The organism is Massilia frigida, from assembly GCF_011682175.1.
GTDB lineage: Bacteria > Pseudomonadota > Gammaproteobacteria > Burkholderiales > Burkholderiaceae_D > Telluria_A > Telluria_A frigida.
On sequence record NZ_WHJG01000054.1, the window covers coordinates 19,877 to 41,740 of the forward strand.

At 62.7% G+C, this 21,864-nt stretch carries 17 protein-coding genes; 6 read left to right on the forward strand and 11 right to left on the reverse strand.

Going from position 1 to position 21,864, the window contains the following annotated elements; all coding sequences use genetic code 11:
• Positions 1-13: 13 nt before the first annotated feature.
• Complete coding sequence (locus tag F2P44_RS30765; protein WP_167093274.1) at positions 14-1,849, reverse strand: ABCB family ABC transporter ATP-binding protein/permease; 1,836 nt, start codon at positions 1,847-1,849, stop codon at positions 14-16.
• Positions 1,850-1,911: 62 nt separating this feature from the next.
• Between F2P44_RS30765 and F2P44_RS30770 the strand changes: the two genes are divergently transcribed.
• Both F2P44_RS30770 and F2P44_RS30775 read left to right on the forward strand, forming a co-directional pair.
• Positions 1,912-2,361, forward strand: a complete 450-nt coding sequence (locus F2P44_RS30770) for an acyl-CoA thioesterase (protein ID WP_054265087.1) — start codon at positions 1,912-1,914, stop codon at positions 2,359-2,361.
• The gene (locus tag F2P44_RS30775) at positions 2,362-3,924 is read left to right on the forward strand and encodes an alkaline phosphatase D family protein (protein ID WP_167093276.1); all 1,563 of its coding nucleotides are present in this window, start codon (positions 2,362-2,364) and stop codon (positions 3,922-3,924) included.
• 3 nt (positions 3,925-3,927) lie between these two features.
• Here the strand turns inward: F2P44_RS30775 and F2P44_RS30780 are convergent, their stop codons facing one another.
• From F2P44_RS30780 to F2P44_RS30795, 4 genes are all read right to left on the reverse strand, one after another.
• Positions 3,928-5,613, reverse strand: a complete 1,686-nt coding sequence (locus F2P44_RS30780) for a long-chain fatty acid--CoA ligase (RefSeq protein ID WP_167093278.1) — start codon at positions 5,611-5,613, stop codon at positions 3,928-3,930.
• 111 nt (positions 5,614-5,724) lie between these two features.
• Positions 5,725-7,407 (reverse strand): long-chain fatty acid--CoA ligase, encoded by a 1,683-nt coding sequence (locus F2P44_RS30785; RefSeq protein ID WP_167093280.1) that lies wholly within the window; start codon positions 7,405-7,407, stop codon positions 5,725-5,727.
• A gap of 238 nt (positions 7,408-7,645) precedes the next feature.
• Positions 7,646-8,704, reverse strand: coding sequence for an aminopeptidase (locus tag F2P44_RS30790; protein WP_167093282.1), 1,059 nt, complete (start codon positions 8,702-8,704; stop codon positions 7,646-7,648).
• An 18-nt stretch (positions 8,705-8,722) separates the two neighbouring features.
• A complete protein-coding gene (locus F2P44_RS30795; RefSeq protein WP_167093284.1) occupies positions 8,723-10,801 on the reverse strand; it encodes a molybdopterin-containing oxidoreductase family protein in 2,079 nt (692 codons plus the stop codon).
• A gap of 151 nt (positions 10,802-10,952) precedes the next feature.
• On the opposite strand from F2P44_RS30795, the gene F2P44_RS30800 reads away from it, so the two are divergent.
• Positions 10,953-12,146 (forward strand): M20 aminoacylase family protein, encoded by a 1,194-nt coding sequence (locus F2P44_RS30800; protein WP_167093286.1) that lies wholly within the window; start codon positions 10,953-10,955, stop codon positions 12,144-12,146.
• A gap of 180 nt (positions 12,147-12,326) precedes the next feature.
• On the opposite strand, the gene F2P44_RS30805 is transcribed toward F2P44_RS30800, so the two are convergent.
• Positions 12,327-13,253 carry an NAD(P)-dependent oxidoreductase gene (locus tag F2P44_RS30805; RefSeq protein ID WP_370662769.1) on the reverse strand — a complete coding sequence of 309 codons (927 nt, stop codon included), beginning with the start codon at positions 13,251-13,253 and terminating at the stop codon, positions 12,327-12,329.
• A 131-nt stretch (positions 13,254-13,384) separates the two neighbouring features.
• Here F2P44_RS30805 and F2P44_RS30810 point away from each other — a divergent pair, with 131 nt between their 5' ends.
• Positions 13,385-13,945 carry an acyloxyacyl hydrolase gene (locus F2P44_RS30810; protein ID WP_187363486.1) on the forward strand — a complete coding sequence of 187 codons (561 nt, stop codon included), beginning with the start codon at positions 13,385-13,387 and terminating at the stop codon, positions 13,943-13,945.
• Between the two features lie 59 nt (positions 13,946-14,004).
• Here F2P44_RS30810 and F2P44_RS30815 read toward each other — a convergent pair whose 3' ends face one another.
• A complete protein-coding gene (locus F2P44_RS30815) occupies positions 14,005-16,041 on the reverse strand; it encodes an esterase-like activity of phytase family protein (RefSeq protein ID WP_167093289.1) in 2,037 nt (678 codons plus the stop codon).
• Between the two features lie 161 nt (positions 16,042-16,202).
• On the opposite strand from F2P44_RS30815, the gene F2P44_RS30820 reads away from it, so the two are divergent.
• Positions 16,203-17,420 (forward strand): M20/M25/M40 family metallo-hydrolase, encoded by a 1,218-nt coding sequence (locus F2P44_RS30820; protein ID WP_229423848.1) that lies wholly within the window; start codon positions 16,203-16,205, stop codon positions 17,418-17,420.
• A 282-nt stretch (positions 17,421-17,702) separates the two neighbouring features.
• Positions 17,703-19,283 carry a M20/M25/M40 family metallo-hydrolase gene (locus F2P44_RS30825; RefSeq protein ID WP_370662768.1) on the forward strand — a complete coding sequence of 527 codons (1,581 nt, stop codon included), beginning with the start codon at positions 17,703-17,705 and terminating at the stop codon, positions 19,281-19,283.
• Between the two features lie 133 nt (positions 19,284-19,416).
• Here F2P44_RS30825 and F2P44_RS30830 read toward each other — a convergent pair whose 3' ends face one another.
• From F2P44_RS30830 to F2P44_RS35200, 4 genes are all read right to left on the reverse strand, one after another.
• Entirely contained in the window at positions 19,417-20,373 is a 957-nt protein-coding gene (locus F2P44_RS30830) for a TAXI family TRAP transporter solute-binding subunit (RefSeq protein ID WP_167093293.1), read from the reverse strand.
• A gap of 10 nt (positions 20,374-20,383) precedes the next feature.
• Complete coding sequence (locus F2P44_RS30835) at positions 20,384-20,536, reverse strand: hypothetical protein (protein WP_167093295.1); 153 nt, start codon at positions 20,534-20,536, stop codon at positions 20,384-20,386.
• Between the two features lie 3 nt (positions 20,537-20,539).
• Positions 20,540-21,325 (reverse strand): hypothetical protein, encoded by a 786-nt coding sequence (locus F2P44_RS30840; protein ID WP_167093298.1) that lies wholly within the window; start codon positions 21,323-21,325, stop codon positions 20,540-20,542.
• Between the two features lie 235 nt (positions 21,326-21,560).
• On the reverse strand, positions 21,561-21,864 hold a 304-nt coding region (locus F2P44_RS35200; RefSeq protein WP_223165132.1), incomplete at its 5' end, for a hypothetical protein.

A 21,864-nucleotide genomic window follows, 5' to 3' on the forward strand; every position in this document is an offset into this window, starting at 1 on the left:
CGTGCCCACCCGCTTACTCCACTTCGAGCGGCGACGCCGCCTCTTCTTCCTGCTTGGCCTGCTGGCGTTCCCACATCTGGGCATACAAGCCGTTCGCGGCCAGCAGCGTCTGATGCGTTCCCCGCTCCACAATGCGCCCGTGATCGAGCACCAGGATTTGCTCGGCGTCGGCCACCGTCGAGAGGCGGTGCGCGATGACCAGGGTGGTGCGGTTCTTCGCGATTTCCTTCAACTGCGCCTGGATCGCCTGTTCGGCCTTGGAGTCGAGCGCGGAGGTCGCTTCGTCGAAAATCAGGATGGCCGGGTCCTTGAGCAGGGTGCGCGCAATGGCCACGCGCTGCTTTTCGCCGCCCGACAGTTTCAGCCCCCGTTCGCCCACCATGGTGGCGTAGCCGTCCGGCAGCGTTTCGATGAAGTCGTGGATCGATGCGGCGCGCGCGGCGGCCACGATGGCTTCCTTGCCCGCTCCCGGCTTGCCGTAGGCGATGTTGTATTCGATGGTGTCGTTGAACAGCACCGTATCCTGCGGCACGATGCCGATGGCGCTGCGCAGCGACTCCTGGGTGACGTTGCGCAGGTCCTGGCCGTCGATGGTGATGCCGCCGCTGTTAACGTCGTAGAAGCGGAACAGGAGGCGCGACAAGGTCGACTTGCCCGAACCGCTGTGGCCCACCACGGCGGTGGTGGTGCCGGCCGCAATCGTAAAATCGACATCGAACAAGATCTGGCGCTTCGCTTCGTAGCTGAAGTTCACCTTCGAGAACGCCACCTGGGCGCCGTGCGTGACCAGCGCTTTCGCCTCAAGGCTGTCGGCCACCTCGCGGTTCTGGTCCAGCAGCGAGAACAGGCGCTCCATGTCGGCCAGGCTTTGCTTGATTTCGCGGTAGATCACGCCCAGGAAGTTGAGCGGAATGTACAGCTGGATCATGAAGGAGTTCACCAGTACCAGGTCGCCCAGGGTCATGGTGCCGGCGATGACGCCTTCGGTGGCGCGCCACAGGATCAGCGTGACGGCAGTGGCGATGATCAGCGACTGGCCGGTGTTCAGTACCGAGAGCGAGGTTTGCGACTTGACGCCGGCGTTCTCGTAATGCTTCAGGCCTTCGTCGTAGCGCGCCGCTTCGTAATCTTCGTTGCCGAAGTATTTGACGGTTTCGTAGTTGATCAGCGAGTCGATGGCCTTGGTGTTGGCCTTCGAATCGAGGTCGTTCATGGTGCGCCGGAAGTGGGTGCGCCAGTCGGTGACGATGATGGTGAAGGCGATATAGGTCACCAGCGCCACGCCGGTGATCGCGCTGAACCAGATGTCGTAGTGGGTGACCAGGTAGCCCAGCACCAGCGTGATCTCGACCAGGGTCGGCAAAATATTGAACAGGGTGTAGGAGATCAGCGAGCTGACGCCGCGCGTGCCACGCTCGATGTCGCGCGTCATGCCGCCGGTCTGGCGGTTCAGGTGAAAGCGCAGCGACAGTGCATGCAGGTGGCGGAACACGCGCAGCGCAATGGTGCGCACGGCGCGCTGGGTGACGCGCGCGAACAGGAATTCGCGCAGTTCGGTAAACACGGTGGTCGACAGGCGCAGCACGCCGTAGGCGACCAGCGCGCCGAGCGGCAGCACCAGCAGCGCATGGGGACTGGAGGGATTGATGGTCAGCTGGTCGATCAGCTGTTTCATCACCAGCGGCACGCCGACGTTGGCCAGCTTGGCCCCGATCAGGCAGGCCAGGGCCGCCATCACGCGCCATTTGTAGACCCACAGGTAGGGAATCAGGGTTGTCAAGGTGCCCCAGTCGCTGCGGCGTGGGGCGTTCGGGTCGACGGGGGGCGGAGGCGAAGAATTACGGCGCATGGCGGAGCTCTGGGATTTGTGGTTCAATTCCGGTCGATTGTAGCCTTTCAAGAGAATTCACGATGACCACGCCAGAAAACGCCGTACCCGCTCCCGCCACCCGTGGACTCCCAGCCGGCAAAATGCCCGAGCTGCGGGTCATGCCCGCGCCGTCCGACGCCAATGTCTACGGTGATGTGTTCGGCGGCTGGATCATGGCGCAGGTCGACATTGCCGGTTCGCTGCCGGCCACCCGGCGCTCCAACGGCCGCGTCGCCACCGTGGCGGTGAACTCCTTCGTCTTCAAAAACCCGGTGTTCGTCGGCGATCTGCTGTCTTTTTACGCAGAAATCACGAAAGTCGGCAACACCTCGATCACCGTGTACGTGGAAGTCTACGCCGAGCGTAACCGCCTGCAGGCCAACACCGTCAAGGTGACCGAGGCGACACTGACCTACGTCGCCACCGGCGACGACCGCAAGCCGCGCAAGGTACCGCCGCTCGATGAGCTGATGTTCCCGCAAGACCGGTAAGTGGACGCGCAGCGCCGCATCGTCCTGCGGCATGCGGGGCTGCTGGCGGCGCTGGCGGCCAGCGGCGCCCACGCGCGCGCGCCCGGCAGCGCCTATCCTTTCAGCCTGGGGGTCGCCTCCGGCTCACCCCTGCCCGATTCGGTGGTGCTGTGGACGCGCATCCTGAACGACCCGTTGAACGCCGCCGCCATGCCGCCAGTGGCCTTTTCGGTGCGCTGGGAAGTGGCGCACGACGAAGCGTTCACCCGCATCGCGGCCAAGGGCACGGCCAGCGCGCTGCCGGCGCTGGCCCACAGCGTGCACGTGGACGTACGCGGCCTGGCGCCGGGCCGCTGGTACTGGTACCGCTTCATGCTGGGCGACGCGGTCAGCCCGGTGGGGCGCACCCGCACCGCGCCAGCCTCCGACAGCCTGCCGGCTGCGCTGAAACTGGCGGTGGCGTCGTGCCAGCACTGGGAGTTCGGCAGCTATGCCGCGCATCGCCACATTGCGGCCGCCGCGCCGGACCTGGTGGCGTTCCTGGGCGACTATATCTATGAGTGGGGACCTTACTCCTTAAGCCATCCGCAGTCGGCGCTGCGCACGGCGGAATCGTTTTCGCTGGCCGAGTACCGCGCGCGCTACGCCCAGTACAAGAGCGATGCCGACCTGCAGGGCGCGCACCTGGCGGCGCCGTGGATCATGACCTGGGACGACCACGAGGTGGCCAACGATTACGCGGCCGACAGCGACGAGCGGCGCGATCCGGCGTTCGCCCTGCGGCGCGCGGCGGCCTACCAGGCGTTTTACGAGCACATGCCGCTGCGGCTGGTGCTGGCGCGGCCGGGCGACTACGCGAGCATGCGTATGGTCCAGCGCTACGACTGGGGGCGGCTGGCGCGCTTTCACGTGCTCGATGACCGCCAGTACCGCGCCACGCATGCCTGCTCGCCAGCGGGACGGGGCGGTTCGAGTTCGGTCACGCGCGCCTGCGCGGCCCTGCGCGACCCGCGCCGCTCGATGCTGGGCAGGGAGCAGGAAGCCTGGCTGGCCGAGGGCCTGGCCACGTCGAAGGCGCTCTGGAACCTGATCGCGCAGCAAACGCCGATGGCGCAGTCGACCCAGGTGCCGATCGTGAAACCGGGCGACGGGCGCTTTTGGAACGATGGGTGGGATGGGTATCCGCTGGCGCGCCAGCGCCTGTTCGATGCGCTGGGCAAAAGCGGGGCGGCCAATCCGGTGGTGCTGGCCGGAGACGTGCACACGTTTTACGCGTCGGATTTGCAGAATGACTTCAACCGGCCCGCGTCAAAAAACAATCCGGTGATCGCGACCGAGTTTTGCGGCACCTCGGTGACGTCAAGCTCGCGCCCGCAGGCGCGCACCCTGCAATACCTGGAGATGAACCGGCACACCAAGTATGGCCGCAGCGACAAGCGCGGTTTCATGCTGATGGACGTGACGCCTGAGAAGACCACGACTACCTTCGTCGGGCTCGATGATGTGTGCAATGCGCAGTCGGGGAAGGCGGCGCTGGCGACATTTGAAGTCGCCAGCGGCAAGCCGGGTGCGCGCCGGGTCTGATCGTCAGGCGGCGGCCGGCGCAGGCTCGCGCAGTTCGCGGCGCAGGATCTTGCCGACGTTGGTCTTCGGCAGCTCGGTGCGGAACTCGATGTACTTCGGCTTTTTGTAGGCCGTGAGCTGCTCCTTGCAGAATTCGAGCAGGTCTTCGGCGGTCAGGTTGGGGTCCTTGCGCACCACGAACAGCTTGACCGCTTCGCCCGAATTATGGTCCGGCACACCGATGCACGCGCATTCGAGCACGCCCGGATGCGACGAGATCACGCTTTCGATTTCATTCGGATAGACGTTAAAGCCCGACACCAGGATCATGTCCTTCTTGCGGTCGACGATCTTGGTGTAGCCACGCTCGTCCATGATGCCGATGTCGCCGGTCTTGAAGAAGCCGTCGGCGGTCATCGACTTGGCGGTTTCGTCGTCGCGCTTCCAGTAGCCGGCCATGACCTGCGGGCCGCGGATGCCAATTTCGCCGCGCTCGCCCAGCGCCACATGGTTGCCGTCGTCGTCGAGGATGGCGATGTCGGTCGATGGATACGGCAGGCCGATCATGCCGGTGAATTCGCGGATGTCGCAGCGGTTGGCGGTGGCCACCGGCGACGTTTCGGACATGCCGTAGCCTTCGATGATCGGGGTGCCGGTCAGCTTGAGCCAGCGCTCGGCCACCGACTGCTGCACCGACATGCCGCCGCCGTTGCATATGCGGTAGCTGGAAAAATCGAGCTTGGCGAATTCGGCGTTATTGAGCAAGCCGTTGTACAGGGTGTTCACGGCCGGGAAAATATTGATGCGGTATTTGCTCAACTCCTTGACGAAGCCCGGCATGTCGCGCGGGTTCGGAATAAGCACGTTCATGCCGCCCAGGCGCGTGGACATGAGCGAGCACACGGTGAGCGAATAGATGTGGTACAGCGGCAGCGCGCAGACGAACTGCAGCTGCTGGTCCTTGGGCAGGGTGTCGAGGGTTGGCTGCAGCCAGGCTTCGTTCTGCAGCACGTTGGCGATCACGTTCCGGTGCAGCAGGACCGCGCCCTTCGATACGCCGGTGGTGCCGCCGGTGTACTGCAGGAAGGCGATGTCGTCGTGTCCCAGGGTGGCCGGCGTGAGCGTGAGGCGCGCGCCTTCGGCCAGTACCTTGTTGAACGGAACCGCGTCCGGCAGCGAAAAGGATGGCACCAGTTTCTTGACCTTGCGCACCACCAGGTTGACGATCATGCCTTTCAGGGGACCGAGCAGGTCGCCCATGGTGGCCAGGATGACGTGCTTGACCTGGGTCTTGGCCAGCACTTCCTGCACGGTGTGGGCGAAGTTTTCCAGCACGACGATGGCTTCGGCGCCCGAGTCGATCATCTGGTGCTGCAGTTCGCGCGGGGTGTAGAGCGGATTGACGTTGACGATCACGTAGCCGGCGCGCAGCACGGCGGCCATGGCCACCGGATACTGGAGCACGTTGGGCAGCATGATCGCCACGCGCGCGCCCGGTTTCAGGCCGCGGCTTTGCAGCCAGGCGCCCATCTGCGCCGACATGCGGTCGAGTTCACTGTAGGTGATGGACTTGTCCATGCAAACGTAGGCCTTGCGGTCGGCGTACTTGCGGAATGCTTCCTCCAGCAGGTGGGTCAGCGAACGGTATTGCGTGTAATCGATCTCCGCGGGCACGCCCTCCTGGTACGATTTAAGCCAAAACTTGTCCATCTATGCCTCGTCTGTTAACTATGACTGTGAATGCAAACGACCGCCCGCAGGCGGTCGTGCCGCTTGAATCAGCGAATGCGTTGGTACCGGGTGCGATATGGCCGGCAGCGCTTACGCCGCCTGCTTTTCGTCGCGCAGCACGCGGCGCAGGATTTTGCCGACGTTGGTTTTCGGGAGCTCGCTGCGGAATTCGATGTACTTCGGCTTTTTATAGCCGGTAAATTCCTGCTTGCAGTAAGCCATCAATTGTTCAACCGTCAGGGTCGGGTCTTTACGCACCACGAAGACTTTGACCGCCTCGCCGGAATGCTCGTCCGGCACGCCGATACAGGCGCATTCGAGCACGCCCGGGTGCTTGGCGATGACTTCTTCGAGTTCGTTCGGGTACACATTAAAGCCCGAGACCAGGATCATATCCTTTTTGCGGTCCACGATTTTGACGTAGCCGTGCTCGTTCATGAAGCCGACGTCGCCGGACTTGAAGAATCCGTCGGCGGTCATGACCTTGGCCGTTTCATCCGGACGGTTCCAGTAGCCGGCCATCACCTGCGGGCCGCGGATCGCGATTTCGCCGGGCTGGCCCTGGGCCACCGGCTGGCCGTCGTCGTCGAGAATCGCCACCTCGGTCGATGGCACCGGCATGCCGATGTGGCCCGTGAATTCGGTCAGGTCGGAACGGTTGCAGGTGGCGACCGGCGAGGTTTCGGACAGGCCGTAGCCTTCGATGATGCAGGTGCCGGTCACCTTTTTCCATTTATCGTTGACGATCTGCTGGGTGGCCATGCCGCCGCCGTTGGAAATCTTCAGGCCCGAGAAATCGACCTTGGTGAAATCGGGATGGTTGAGCAGCGCGTTGTACAGGGTATTGACCGCCGGCAGCATGTTGATCTTGTACTTGCACAGTTCCTTGATAAAGCCGCCGATATCGCGCGGATTGGGAATCATGATATTCAGGGCGCCCACCCGCATGCCCCACATCGCGCAGCAGGTCAGCGCAAAGATATGGTACAGCGGCAGCGCGCACACAATCACCACCTGCTCGACCACAGGGGCCTTGAGCAGCGCCGGCTGCGACCAGGCTTCGCTTTGCAGCACGTTGGCGATGATGTTGCGGTGGGTCAGGGTGGCGCCCTTGGACACGCCCGTGGTGCCGCCCGTGTACTGCAGGAAAGCGACGTCGGTAGCGCTCGCCTTGACCGGGTTGAAGCTCATTTTCTCGCCCTGCGCGAGCACTTCCTTGAAGCGCACGGCGTTGGGCAGCGAAAACGCCGGCACCATTTTCTTGACGTTGCGCACGACAAAATTGACGAGCATGCCCTTGGCGCCGCCGAGCATCTCGCCCATGCTGGCCACGACGATGTGCTTGACCGGGGTTTTGGTGAGGACTTGTTCGAGCGTATGGGCAAAATTTTCCAGGACGACAATCGCTTCGCTGCCCGAATCCTTGAGCTGGTGCTCCAGTTCGCGCGGCGTGTACAGCGGGTTGACGTTGACCACGGTGTAGCCGGCGCGCAGGATGGCGGCGATGGCGATCGGGTATTGCAGCACGTTGGGCATCATCACCGCCACCCGCGCGCCCTTGGCCAGGCCGCGGCTCTGGAGCCAGGCCGCCATGCGCTTCGAATACAGGTCGAGCTCGGCGTAGGTGAGGAATTTGTCCATGCAAACGTAGGCATTGCGCGTCGCGAATTTCTGGAAAGATTCTTCCAGTAGTTGAACTAGCGAGCCGTACTGGTCGGGATCGATCTCCGCAGGGACGTTGCCGGGATAGGATTTCAGCCAAATCTTGTCCATCGTGTGCCTCTGTCTCAGAATATTATCGTTATATGGATTCGGCGCACATTGCCGACCAGTATTTTTTCGCTCAGGAAAATAAACCGAGCGTGCGCTTTATTACGCTGTCTGTGATGCTATCGGGCGATGCGCTTCGATGCAAGCGCTTTTGCTGCTATTTCAGACAGGCTTGATGCACGCTACTTTTGGTGCGGTGCCGCAACACCCATTGGTATGGAAGAAAAACTGGGGCCCGGGTTCAGGCGCCAGCGAGCGCTTTCAGGCGGCGGTGCCGCTCATCACGGTCGAGTTCGGCCAAGGCTTTGGCGGCCGCATAGAAACGGGGAAACGTTTTTTCGCGGGCGAGCAGCGCGCGGAAGGCCGGGATGAAATCGTTGTAGGTGGCGATCGACGCCAGATGGGCGTTGGACAGGGGCTCGGCAAAGAAACGGTCGTAGCCGGCGTAGCCGCCCCAGCTCGCCTTGAGCACCTGGTAGTCGTCCTGCAATTGCTTGAACAGGCGGACCTTGGCGGCGCGCTTGTCGGCAACGCCGCTTTTCGAGGCGTAGGCGGCCGCCAGCGCATCGCGACAGCCCAGCAACAATGCCAGGAATTGTTTCTTGCGCGCCGAAATCTTGAGGTAATTGTCGCGCATTGCTTCATTGCCGTAACCGCTGAGCCAGCGCTCGACGCCGGCCTCTTCCACGGTGCTGGCGAAGGATTCGTTAAATTGCGAGTCGCCCGCCACGTACACCACCTGGTGCGACAATTCGTGGAAGATCAGGCGCGCCAGTTCGGCGTCCGGGTAGTGGATGAAGGTCGAGAGCAGCGGGTCGTTGAACCAGCCCAGGGTGGAATAGGCCGGCACGCCGCCGACCGAAACATCGTTGCCTTCGGCACGCAGTTGGCGCGCATAGTCGGTGGCATCGTCCTTGCTGTAATAGCCGCGGTAGCTGACGCAACCGGCCACCGGGAAGCACCACTGGATGGGTTTGAGCGACAGTTCTGGCGCCGCCACCACGTTCCACAGGACGAAAGGCCGGGTCAGGGCCGCGTAATTCTTGTAGCTGTTGTTGTCGGGCAGGCCCAGTTCCTTGACGGCGAAGGTGCGGATCTGGCGCGCCGTGGCCAGGCGCACGCGCAACTTGGCGTCGGTGGCCTGGTCGTTCAACCAGTCGTCGATGGGGCGCGCGTCGGAGAGCAGGGTCAGCTGGCCCTGGGCCGCCTGGCGGTAATAGTTCAGACTGGAACAACTGGCCAGCAGCAATGCTGCCGTGCCCGCCATCAGGCCGTTCCGGGCCCGTCTGCTGAGTTTCATCCTGCCCCCCTTGGGATTCTAGGCCGCTACTTTTTCCACCTGGACCAGCGTATCGTAAAACGTCGGCGCGCGGCCCATGTCGGTCAGGCGCTGGCTGGTCACTTCGTTGGCGTTCTTGCCGTCGCTGGCCAGTTTCTTCCACCACACCGACAGGCCCACCACCAGCCCGGCGCGCGCTTTCGGCGTGACCCGCGCCCTGGCGACAAAGGAACCGCGGTCGTTGAAGATGCGTACCATCTGGCCATGCTCGATGCCGCGCGCGGCGCTGTCGTCGGGATGGATGTCGAGCTGCGGTTCGCCTTCGGTCGCGCGCAGGCTGGTCACGTTGACGAAGGTGGAATTCAGGAAATTGCGCGCTGGCGGGGAAATCATGGCCAGCGGATATTTTGCCGCCAATTCCGGATTGCTCGCCACCGATTCATAAGGCGGAATGTGGGTCGGCAGCGGGTCGAGTCCATCGGCGAGCATGCTGGCCGAATAAAATTCGCACTTGCCCGATGGCGTGGGGAAACCGCCTTCGGCAAACGGCGCGTCCGGCATGGCCAGCTTTTGCCAACCCTTGCGCTTGAGCGAATCCCAGTCGAAATGGATGGCGCGCGGATGGCTGGCGTCGAACGATTGCGCGGCCAGCTGGTCGTCGGTTTCCTTGAAGCAGGGGTCGTCGAAGCCCATGCGCGCCGCCAGCAGGCGGAAGATTTCCGTGTTGGGCTTGGCTTCGCCCAGCGCGGCGATGGCGGCATTGTTGGCCATCATGTACAGGTGGCCGTAGGCGTTGTGGGCGTCCACGTGTTCCAGTTGCGTGGTGGCGGGCAAGAGGATGTCGGCGTAGTCGGCGCTGTCGGTCTGGAAATGTTCGAGCACGACGGTAAACAAGTCCTCGCGCGCGAAGCCTTGCATCACCTTGTCGGAGTCGGGGGCGATGGCCAGCGGGTTGGCGTTGTAGACGATCACGGCCTCGATTTTCGGGCCGAATGCGTTTGATGTGTCGCGCAGCAAATCGTCGCCGATGGTGGTCATGTTGATGGTGCGTACGCTCTGCTTGAGCAGGTCCGGACGCTGCAGCTTTTGCTTGTTGACCGGGAACGAGCCCGAGGCCGACAGTTGCACGCCGCCGGCCGCATGGCGCCAGGCGCCGACCAGGGCCGGCAGGCAGGTGATGTTACGCACCGCCATGCCGCCGCCGCGCACGCGCTGCACGCCGTAATTGGTGCGGATGGCTACCGGCTCGCCACGGCGCGCGGTTGTGCCGTATTCGCGCGCCAGGTTTTCCACTTCCCCGGCCGATATGCCGCAGGTGTCGGCAACCCGCTGCGGCGGCCATTCGGCGGCGCGTTCTTTCAGTTGCTCGTAGCCCAGGGTGTAGCGGGCAATGTAGTCTTCATCGACCAGCTTGTCGCGGATCAGCACGTGCATGAGGCCCAGCGCCAGCGCGGCATCCGTGCCGGGCAGCAGGGCAATGTGCTGGTGGCATTTTTCAGCCGTCAGCGAACGGTAGGGATCGATGGCGATCAGCCGCGCGCCCTTGCGCTTGGCTTCCTGCACGCGCATCCAGAAATGCAGGTTGGACGCGATCGGGTTGCCGCCCCAGATGATGATCAGTTTGGCATCCTGGAATTGCTCGACGTCGGTGCCGATGGTGGCGCCGATGGTGTATTTGTAGCCGGTAAAGCCCGCCGTGGCACAGATGGTGCGGTCGAGCAAGGACGCACCGAGGTGGTGGAAAAAGCGCGCCGACATCGAGTCGCCCTGCACCAGGCCCATGGTGCCGGCGTAGCTGTACGGCAGGATGGCTTGCGGGGCGCGCGCGGCGATCTCTGTTAACCGGCTGGCAATGGTGTCGATCGCTTCCTTCCAGCTGATGCGCTCGAACTTGCCCTCGCCCTTGTTGCCGACCCGGCGCATGGGATGCAGCAGGCGCTCGGCATGGTAGGTGCGCTCGGCATAGCGCGCTACCTTGGTGCACAGCACGCCGGCCGTGGTCGGATGGTCGGGGTCGCCTTTGACTTCGGTGGCGACGCCGTCTTCCACGGTGATGAGCAGGGCGCAGGTATCGGGGCAGTCGTGCGGGCAGGTGGCCCGGACTTGGGTGGTGGTCATTGAAGATCCAGGGAAACAGACGTTGAAACCCTTACTTTATACGATTCCGGGGTTGTTGATGAGAACCGTTACCGGTCTGCCTGACCCATCCCCAGAAGGACTACAATAGTGCGGCAAATGGGTTAACATTCCAGCATCAGTGGAGAATGACATGAACCTTGTTGAACCGATCATCGCCTTTCAGAACGCGCTCCAGCAGATCCGGCGCGACCTGCATGCGCATCCGGAATTGTGTTACGAAGAAGTCCGCACCGCCGATGTGGTCGCGGCCCGCCTGACCGAATGGGGCATTCCCGTGGTGCGCGGCCTGGGCTTGACCGGCGTGGTGGGAATCATACAAAACGGCACGTCCAAGCGCGCGATCGGCCTGCGCGCCGATATGGATGCCTTGCCTATGCAGGAAATCAATCACTTCGACCATGCCTCGCGCCATCCGGGCAAGATGCACGCCTGCGGCCATGACGGCCACACAGCCATGCTGCTGGGCGCGGCACATCATCTGGCGAAACACCGCAATTTCGATGGCACCGTGTACCTGATTTTCCAGCCGGCCGAAGAAGGCGGCGGCGGCGCGCGCCGCATGATGGATGACGGCCTGTTCGCGCAGTTTCCGATGGATGCCGTGTATGGCATGCACAACTGGCCGGGCATGCCGATGGGCAGCTTTGGCGTGGTGGCAGGGCCGATGATGGCGTCCAGTAATGAATTCCGCGTGGTGGTCAAGGGCAAGGGTTGCCATGCGGCCCAGCCGCACCGCGGCATCGACCCGGTCATGGTGGCGGTGCAGATTGCCCAGGCGTGGCAAACCATCATGTCGCGCGAGAAAAATCCGCTGGATACGGCGGTGTTGTCGATCACGCAAATCCATGCGGGCAGCGCCACCAATGTGATTCCCGACGAGGCAGTGCTGATCGGCACCGTGCGCACCTTTACCACGCCGGTGCTGGACCTGATCGAGCAGCGCATGGGCGAGATTGCGCGGCATTGCGCGGCCGGCTTCAATGCCACGGTCGATTTCCAGTTCAAGCGCAACTATCCGCCGCTGGTGAACCATGCGCGTGAAACGGGCTATGCGGTCGAGGCGATGAGCGCGGTGGTCGGGCCGGATAAGGTCAATGCCAACACCGAGCCGACCATGGGCGCGGAAGACTTCGCCTTCATGCTGCAGGAAAAGCCGGGCTGCTATGTGTTCATCGGCAATGGCGAGGGCGAGCACCGGGCCGGCGGCCACGGGCTGGGCCCATGCCAGTTGCACAACGCTAGCTACGATTTCAACGATAACTTGTTGCCGATCGGCGCCAGCTACTGGGTGCGGCTGGCGGAAATGCGGCTGGCACCGGGTTAAGCTGGCAAGAAGCCAATACCGTGGAGGTCTGGAGCGCGGCTTGAGTCGGCTGTCCGCGACTGAGCTGAGAACTGGGGGCCTCGCCGAGTGCCGCCTTGGCGTGGGGGCGACGGTTTGGAGGTTGACGGCTTCGGAAGGAGCGGTTTCGGAGGCGGCGGTTTCAGACCGCGCAGCGCGCGTTCAACACCGGTCGGGGGGCAACTGGTCCGGTGCCGTGCCCAGGCGCTGGCCCGGATTTATCTTTTCCAGCGCCAGCAGGGCGGCGGCGTGGTCGGCACGCGGCAGGTCGGCGGCGATGCTGCGGTAGTTCTCGGTCACGAGCGCGGTGACCGGCAGCACCAGGCCGGCATCGGCCGCGGCCACCAGCACGTTTTGCAAATCCTTGAGCTGGCTTGTGACCTGACCGCCGGGAATGAAATTGCGGTCCAGCATGCGCTGGCCGTGCAGCTCCAGGATGCGGCTTTCGGCAAACCCGCCACGGATGGCGTCGCGCACGGCGGCCGGATTGGCGCCGGCGGCCTGCGCCAGCAGCAGCGCCTCGGCCACGATGTTGAGGGTGCCCCCCACGATCAATTGATTGCACAGTTTGGCGACCTGGCCGCTGCCGGCCGGGCCGACCAGCGTCGGCCGTCCCATGGCGCGCAGGATGGGCTCGGCTTCGGCGAAGTCGTCGGGCGCGCCACCGGCCATGATCGCCAGGCTGCCCGCCTGGGCGCCTGCCACGCCGCCGGAAACGGGGGCGTCGACAAAGCGGACCTGCCCGGCAGCCAGGCGCGCATGGAAGGCCAGGGCTTCGCCGTGCTGGGTGGAACTCATGTCGATCCAAAGGGCGCCCGGGCGCAGGCTGGGCAGGGCTGCATCGATCAGTTCGCCAACCACCGCGCCGGATGCCAGCATCGAAATGACGATGTCGGCCGCGCGCACGGCGTCGTCCAGCTCGCTGCAAGGGTGGGCGCCGGCGCTGCGCAAGGCGTCGGCTTTGGCGGGCGAGCGGTTCCAGGCATGCACTGTCCAGCCGGCTTGCGCCAGACGGGTGGCCATCGGGTGGCCCATCAGGCCGATGCCAAGAAATGCGATGGTGAGCGTGGTCAGAGTAGCCTCCTGCAGTCTATTTATGGCAATGTCATTTAAATAAATTGTGCGCACACGTGATCCAAGGCGCGATTTTTTCCTCGCCGGTACAATAGTGAACACGCTAATCATTATGAATTAGCGTGCCTATCTAAGAAAGCTCTTCTATGTCCCTGTTAAATATGAAGCTGTGTGCTTCGCTGGCAACGCTTGCGCTGATGGCCATGACGCCGGGTGCGTTTGCATCCGATAAAGTCATCGATCATGCTTCCATGGAATTCGGCGGTGGCGCCAAGGTCCAGATGGTGCGTTTCGGCGTGCAAAAAGACTGGAGCCAGCGCTGGTTCCAGTCGAATGGTACCCACCTGAGCGGTTACTGGGATGCCTCGATCGCCCAATGGCGTGGCAATGCGTACCAGAACGTTGACGGCCGACACCAGAACATCACCAATATCGGCTTCACGCCGGTGTTTCGTTTCCAGGCCGATGACTTGAGCGGCTGGTATGGCGAAGCGGGCATCGGCCTGAACTTGCTCTCGAAGCGCTATGACAACGATTCCAACCAGCTGTCGACCGCGTTCCAGTTCGGCGATCATCTGGGCGTTGGCTATGTGTTCGCCAATCAATGGGATGTGGGGATGAAAGTCCAGCACTTCTCGAACGGCGGCTATAAAAAGCCCAATAGCGGCGTGAACTTTTTGCTGCTCAAGGCGTCGCGCCGGTTTTAATGCGGCATGCCTGGTAAACGGCGCCCGATGCGAATCGGGCGCCGTTTTTCTTTGGCGGATCAGTAGGACGACAGTGCTTTGTCGAACTTGATCAGCCACAGGCGGCTCGGCCGTTCCTTGTCGGCGCCGCGCCCGACGCGAATCGTGTTGCCCTCGGCGCAGCCCGGCGCGCTGCTGGTGATGAGGACGCCGGCGGCGCTCACATTGCATTTGGTGACGTCGGCATCGGCCACCGTCTTGCCATCGAGACCAGTGATCCGGGTGACCATGCCGAAATCGTTGTCGTTGCTCAGCGCCAGCGTGGTGTCGTCAACCAGGGCCAGCCCTTCGGCCTTTTCGGCCAGCCAGCCGATCGCGTTCAAGTCCAGCAGCAAGGCCTTTTTCAGGGGTGTTACGCCGGCCCAGCTGGCGCCATTGACGGCGCTGCCGCTCATGCTGCTTTTTTCCAGGTCGGAACTGTCCGGCTTGTAGGCGGGCGCCAGGATATTGCTGGCGTCGCCGATCTGGACCAGCATCAGCTTGTTGAATACCTTGCCGCCGGGACCGGCTCCCTGCTCGATGACGATGAATTTGCCATTGCCCAGGGCGACCATGTCGCCCAGCTTGGCGTTGCCGGTGCGCCCGTCGGCGTAGTCCCTGGGGTCGAGCGGATAGGCGAACATGCGGGTGGTCGCGCCGCTTGCCGGATCGAACTCGATCCAGCGCGTGAAGCGGGCGAAGCGCTCGACCTGTTCATTCTTGCCGGTCACGGCGTAGGCCGCCGTGCCATCGCTGAGCGGACTCTGGAGGAAGGCGTGGATCCTGTCGCCGGCGCTGTCGAACGCCATGCCTTCCATGCCCCGGTTGGCGCGGCGTTTGGCGAGGATGGCGGGCAGGCCGCTGCCCGGCGCGTACCTGGCCTGGATGATGCCGCTGGCTGCGTCGATCCTGAGCAGGAAGGGGCCGTACTCGTCCGTCACCCACAAGGCGTCGCGGCGCGCGTCGAGGGCAATGGCTTCGCTGTCGATGCCGCCGGCGTTGAAGACCGCCTTGCCTGCGGGATCGAACTTCATGGCGTCGAAAACGGGGATTTCGGCCGAGTTGCCGAGCGATCCGGCCGGTACCGGCAGGCCGGAGGCGTTGACGCCGGGCGCGACCTTGATCGGCAGGCTGGCAGTCAGGCTGGCGCCGTTTTTGCCGATGGTGAACACGCCGATCGATGGCGTGAAGCTGGGCGACGGAAAAATCTTGCTGCCCATGCTGCCCTTGCCATCGGGTGCGGGCAAGTTGGGGCCGTCACCGTTGGGGCCGCGGTCGGTCAAGCCGTAGAACTCCAGCTCGCCGTTGGCATTCTTGCCCTTGAAGGCGAGGCCGGAGCCGTAGGATGGCAGTAAGCCTCGCGGAAATTCCGCCTTCACGGCCGCGTTGGCGCCTTCGTACGGGACGTGGAAAGCAGCCGACGCCCCGACCTGGTAGCGCGTGACGCTGGCGGCCACATTGCCCAGTGGCGTGGACTGGGTAAAGCGTTCGACGGCTGGCGTGCCGATGGCCGCGGCAAGGGTGTCTTCGAAGTGTTCGCGCACCAGCATGCGGCGGTCGGCGTCGATGGTACGGCCGCCATAGGCACTGCCGGCGGCAGCCAGCTTGCCGGCCAGCGCGGCGTCAAAGGCGGGCGCGGCCGCGCTGAAATCGAGGGTCTTGCCGGCCAGCGCCGCTTTTGCGTCGGCAGCGAGCTTGATGCCGTTGGACGGGTCGTTATCCTCGTCGAGCAATTGCAGCGCCAGCAAGCGGTTCACTACCTTGGGGTCGGTCACGTCGGTCACTCCCGAAAGCGACAGCGGCGTCAACAGCGTGCCGCAGCTCGCACTGCCTAATGCCATCCCGCCAATGCTGAAGGCAACTGTTTCGCCGACTATACAGGAGAACTCGCCACGGGCATTCGTGGTGGCGCGCGCACTGCTGCCGGCAACGTAGTCGAGCCCTTCCACGGCGGCATCGAGAAACACGCCGGTTTGTGCGGCGGGCCCGGTGCGGACGGTGTCGCTGCCGCCACCGCAGCCAGCCAGCGCAAGGCAGGCCGCAGCCGCGATCAGGGAAAGTTGCGGGAGAAGCTTCATGCAAGCCTCATCAGGTAGATCGGTCGAAAATGCCAGAGTGTACTGAGCGAGGATGACCAGCGGATGACATCGCTTTTTGACGAAGATCAAGCTTCCTGCGTTTGAAATTGAACTTTTACTGAACAGGCGCAGTAAGCTTTTTCCATCGGGCAGAAGGAGGCATGGCGATGCGCATTCTGATCATGGCGATCCTGTTGGCGGCGGCGCCGCGCGCGCTGGCCGAGAGCAGCTGGCTGACCGTGGACGCAGCGGCTTATCATCTTCTGCGCCCTGCCCTGCCGGCCATGCGCTTGCATGCTCCCGCCGCCGCCCCGGCGGCAAGTAGCGCGCCGGTGGTGCTGGTGGAAGTGCCGGCGCAGGATGTGGGGCGGATGGCGCGCCTGCTGCATGGCAAGCTCGGGCATTGCGGGGGCTTCATGTTTCACGCCGATCAAGCCAGTGCCCAGCGCAGCCTGGCGCAGGGGGTGGCGGCGCCCTTGCCCGGCCTGGTGCAGCCAGCCTACGCGATCGGCAACCAGGCCAGGGTCGCGCCGCTGCTTGCGCGCATGGAGGCGAAACAGATCGCGCGCAGCATCGCGGGCCTGGCGGCCTTCCCCGACCGCTTCTACGACAGCGCGCATGGGGCGCGCGCATCGGAGTGGCTGCGCCAAGACTGGGCTGCCATCAGCGCGCGTCACGGCAAGGTGCTGGTGGAGACGTTCGCGCACGCGGGATACCCGCAGGCATCGGTGATCGCCACGATTGCCGGGTCCGACCTGGCCGATGAGGTGGTCGTGATCGGCGCCCATCTCGATTCGATCAACACGCACGCCCTGGAGGAACAGGGTGCGCCGCAAGCCCCCGGCGCCGATGACGATGCGTCCGGCGTGGCCGGCCTGAGCGAGGTGCTGCGCGCCCTGAGCGAGAGCAAGTACCGGCCGCGCCGCACCATCAAGCTGATCGCCTACGCGGCCGAGGAAGTGGGCTTGCGCGGTTCGCAAGACCTGGCGCGCGCGTTCCGCCAGGCCGGCATCCAGGTGGTCGGGGTGCTGCAGCTGGACATGATCAACTACAAGGGTTCGGACAACGATATGTATCTGCTGCGCGATTACACCAATGCGGAGCAGAACGAATTCCTCAAAAAATTGATTGCGACCTATTTGCCAGGGGTGCGGGTCGGCAGCGACGCCTGCGGGTATGCCTGCTCCGATCATGCATCCTGGCATGCCGAAGGCTACCCCGCGTCCATGCCTTTCGAGTCCTCGCTGGCCCAGGCCAATCCGCATATTCACAGCAAGAACGATACCTTCGCCAACTCAGGCGGACAGGCCGTGCACGCGCTCAAGTTCGCCCGGCTGGCGGCCGCCTTTGCAATCGAGCTCGGCAGTTCCATACCTTAACGGCTCATGCTTAGAGGATACAAAATTGCCGTAAGCCATTGATTTATATATATATTTACTGTGAACATAATCCGACACTCTGCGTTGTGCGGCGCTTCCTCGTGATAATATTTTTTTCAAAGTAAGCATACGGTTTATGCAGTTCAGGCATCCGACCGCTGCGGCCAATTCCGGCTGCATCGTTTTTTGGATGAGCGCCGTCTGACCCACCGGTCACGCCATCGCTCGACAAATGGGCTACAACGCCCATCTATAAAAAAGGAAAATCCGATGGAGAACCAAGTGCACCAATTTCAGCGTCGTGCGATGCCTGCCCTGCTTGCGGTCCTGATTTCCGGGCTGATGGCAAGCACCAGTGCCATTGCCGCCACCCCGGGCAAAGGATGGATCACGGTGGGCGACACCGCCTACACGCATTTGCAGAAAGTAGCGCCGCAAGCGCTTGCCCGCCAAAGTCAGGTTGTGAGGACCAATGACCAGGCTGGCCTCGTCGCTTCGGAAAGAGTTCACCTGGTGCAAGTGAACGAAGAAGAAATGCTGAAACTGAACGAATCGATCCACCACGAGCTCAAGCGTTGTGGCGGGTACATGTATCACGAGACCGAAGCCGAGGGCAAACGCGCTCTGGCCAAGCTGGCGGCGCCCGCCAGCACGGCCACCCTGGCCACGCTCGCGCGGCCGAGCTATGTGATCGACAACCAGGCCCTGGTAACGCCGGTCCTGTCGCAAATGCAGGCCAGCAATATCGGTACGACGATTACCGAGCTGTCCTCGTTCACCAACCGCTTTTATACGACCACGGGCGGCTCCGACGCGTCCAACTGGCTCAAGCAAAAATGGGCCGGCATGGCCACCGGCCGCGCCGATATCGCGGTGACGCAATTCACGCACAGCGGCTACAACCAGAAATCGGTGATACTGACCATTACCGGGACCGATAATCCGTCCGAGGTGATTGTGCTCGGCGGCCACCTCGATTCGACGGTCGGTTCCGGCACCGGGGAAACCTCGCGCGCACCTGGCGCCGATGACGATGCATCGGGTATCGCCAGCATGACCGAAGTGCTGCGCTCGATGATTGCCAACGGCTACAAGCCGCGCCGCACCATCAAGATGATCGGTTATGCCGCCGAAGAAGTGGGCCTGCGCGGTTCGCAAGCGATTGCCCAGAACTTCAAGGCCAATAATGTGAATGTGGTCGGCGTCATGCAGCTGGACATGACCAATTACAAAGGCTCGGCCAACGATATTTATATCTATACCGATTACACCGACAGCCTGCAGAACGACTTTGTCGCCAAGCTGATCACCACTTATCAGCCGACCCTGACCATCGGCTACGACAGGTGCGGTTATGGCTGCTCGGACCACGCGTCATGGACCGCGCAGGGCTATTACGCGTCGATGCCGTTCGAGACGACGATGTCGCAGTCGAACCGGTATATCCACACGGTCAACGACACCTTCGCCAATGCCGGCGGCCAGGCGAATCACTCGCTCAAATTCGCGCGCCTGGCAGCATCGTTCGCCATTGAACTCGGTAGCGATGGCGCGGTGGTGGGCGGCGGCGACAAGACCGAAACCTTTACCGGCAGCCTGACCTCGGGCCAGAAGAAAACCTTCGGCCCGTTCAAGGCCGCCATCGGTACGGTGGTCTCCTCCACCACCGGTACCGGCGACACGGATCTGTATGTGCGCAGAACCTCGGTGCCGACCACCTCGAGTTACACCTGCAAATCGGACGGTGCCACCAGCACGGAAAAGTGCACGGTGAACATGACCGCCAATGGCGATGTGTACGTGCTGTTGAACGGCTATACGTCGTCGAGCTATACCTTGACAGTGACGTACAAGCCGCAATAATCGCCAGTTCACGGTGAGCGGTTCGGGCCGCGCGCATCCTTCATGGATTCGCGCGGCTTTATCGTTTTGAGGGGATGCGGGCGTTAAAAAAACCCGCCGGAGCGGGCTTGCGCGCTAGTCGGACAATCCTGTATTACTTCTTTTTGGCCGGCAGCGGCAGGCCGGCAAAGCGCGGCCACTCGACCTTGCTCTCGAACGATTTGATCTCGTTCCAGCCCGGTTCAAAATCCCCATCCTTCAGTTCCAGCAGTTCGCGGTCCAGCAAGTTCCTGAGTGCGGCGACATCGCCGATTTTTGCGCCGTTGAACGGGCGCGTGACCAGTACGTTTTGTACCGCCAGCGCCTGCACGTTGTACACGCCGATGTTCTTGTAGCTGTACGGGCGCACGCTGTAAGGGCTGCTGATCGGGACGTCGAAGCCAGCCAGGGTCAGCCCGCTGTTCGGCGCCAGGCGAGTTATCTGGCCGTGCGGCCAGCCGGCGACCGAGAATGCTGCGTAGGCCTCGCCCGAGAGCACTTTTTGAAACGCGATGGCGTCGCTGTCGACATCGATGTAGCGCATGTTGTAGCCGAGGACCTTATCAAGCTGGCGCACCATCAGCTGGGCCGAACCAACCAGGGCGACCGGCGCGCCGCGCAGCTCGGACATCTTGGTGATGCGCACCGTCCTGGTATCGCCTTTAAGCACGCCGTATTTCTTGGGTCCTTCCAGAATCAGGCCATTGGCGGAGGTAACGATGTGCAGGTAGTTGCTGTTCAATGCCGCCACCACCATCAGGGAAGCGATATTGGCGTCGCCTTCGGCCATTTTCTTGAGCGCGTCCATCGGCACGATGCCGACATCGGCTTTCTTGATCGAGAGCGTGGTCAGGTTATCCAGGCCGCCTTCGGTATTGACTTCGCACAGCGGCATGGTGTTTTTGGAGACGCGCACCAGGTCGGCGAACAGTTTGGAATAGCCTTTGCCGGCCGGGCCGGTGGCCACTTTCAGTCCTTCGCAGGGGGCTGCCGGAGCGCCATCCATTTTGGCCGCCTGCGCGGCCGATACGGTCAGTCCGAACATCAGGGAGATCATTACGCGGGTTTTCATATGTGCCTTTTTAGAAGTTGAAGTTTTTATTTGGCTGCGCTTGCGGGCCGACCGGCTGGACCGGGGTTGCTGTGTCGTCGTTATGCGGCGCCAGGAAGGCTGCGGCAAGTACCAGCAAGACCACGATCAGCGTGCCGCCCCAGCGGATGCATTTCCAGAACATCGATTACCTCCTTACTTTTTCAGTGCTGCCAATCCCGATCGCACTCAGGTCGATCGACATGCCGTCGTCGAACGACAGCTCCTTTGCGCTGCTGAGTTTTTCCGCTTCCATTTCGAGTTCGGAGAACACCAGGTTGAAGTTGTCGCGTACGCTGTCGAAGGCTTCGTCGGCCAGCATCTGGTTCAGCAGTTCCTGGCCGCTGGTGGCGTTCAGGTTCTGGATCGCGGCCTGGCCTGCCTGCCCGAAGCGCCATTCGAATTTCTTGTCTTCGACGACTTCGCTCAACTGCACCAGCGCCAGTTCGGCGTTTTTGTATTTCACGACCAGCAGGACGTGCGCATCTTTCATGGCCTTGACCGCATTTTCCTGGCGGCTGGCGTCGTAGCCGGGCTTCTGGCGTTTGCGCTCCTCGATCATGTCGCTCATGCTTTTGATTTGGGCACCGATGTTCACCACCGCTTTTTTGAAGGCCACTACGCGCTGGCGCTTTTGCAGCAGAAAATTCTGCAGCTGTTCGATCGGATTGGCGCGGGCCTCCGCCTTGCGCGCCGCCAGCAAGCGGTTTTCCAGCTTTTGTCCGAACAGCGGGAGGGCCTGGAATAGCGCGACACCGACAGCGCCGATCAGCGCGAGAGCGATCAAGCCCAAGCCGGCGCTGACGGCGCCCCAGATAATGGGCGCCAGGGTAGCCAGCACCGCGGTCCCGGCCACTCCCGCGGCAATCCGCACTGCCCAGATGCGCTGCTGTTCGGTGACCGGGCCAGTGTCGTTGTTCACGGCGTTTTTCATGTTGTCTCCTGGTTGATTTGAATGTGCGTGCGGCTGCCGGCGTCCAAGGCCGGCGCCTGGCCTGTGGCAGGGGCGAAAAAAAAGGCATCCGATGGGATGCCTTTGATATCGTATTGCGCAGAACGGGTCACGTTCGCGCACGGAGTGGGGGGAGTGTCCGCCGCCACCTGCATGTCGCGCGGTGTCGGGCGCGTTCGCGGGGAGGGGAAGTTGGTGTTCTGGTTCCTGTTGCTGCTCATTGTGTCCGCCTTATTCTTGTTTTTATGGGCTCCAGCATATGACGGCAATATGACAGGATGATGACATGACGAACAAATGACGCGTGCGAGCACCAATTGTTGTTGTACGGTTGATGTATGGATGGGGGAAAGACGCCACGAATCTGCGGACGAAAAAAAACCCGGCTTGCACCAAGCGCGATCTTGAGCGCGCTTAGGCTTACCGGGGTCTTTCTCTTATAACTAGCCTGACGATAACCTACTTTCACACTGGTTGCAGCACTATCATCGGCGTAAAATCGTTTCACGGTCCTGTTCGGG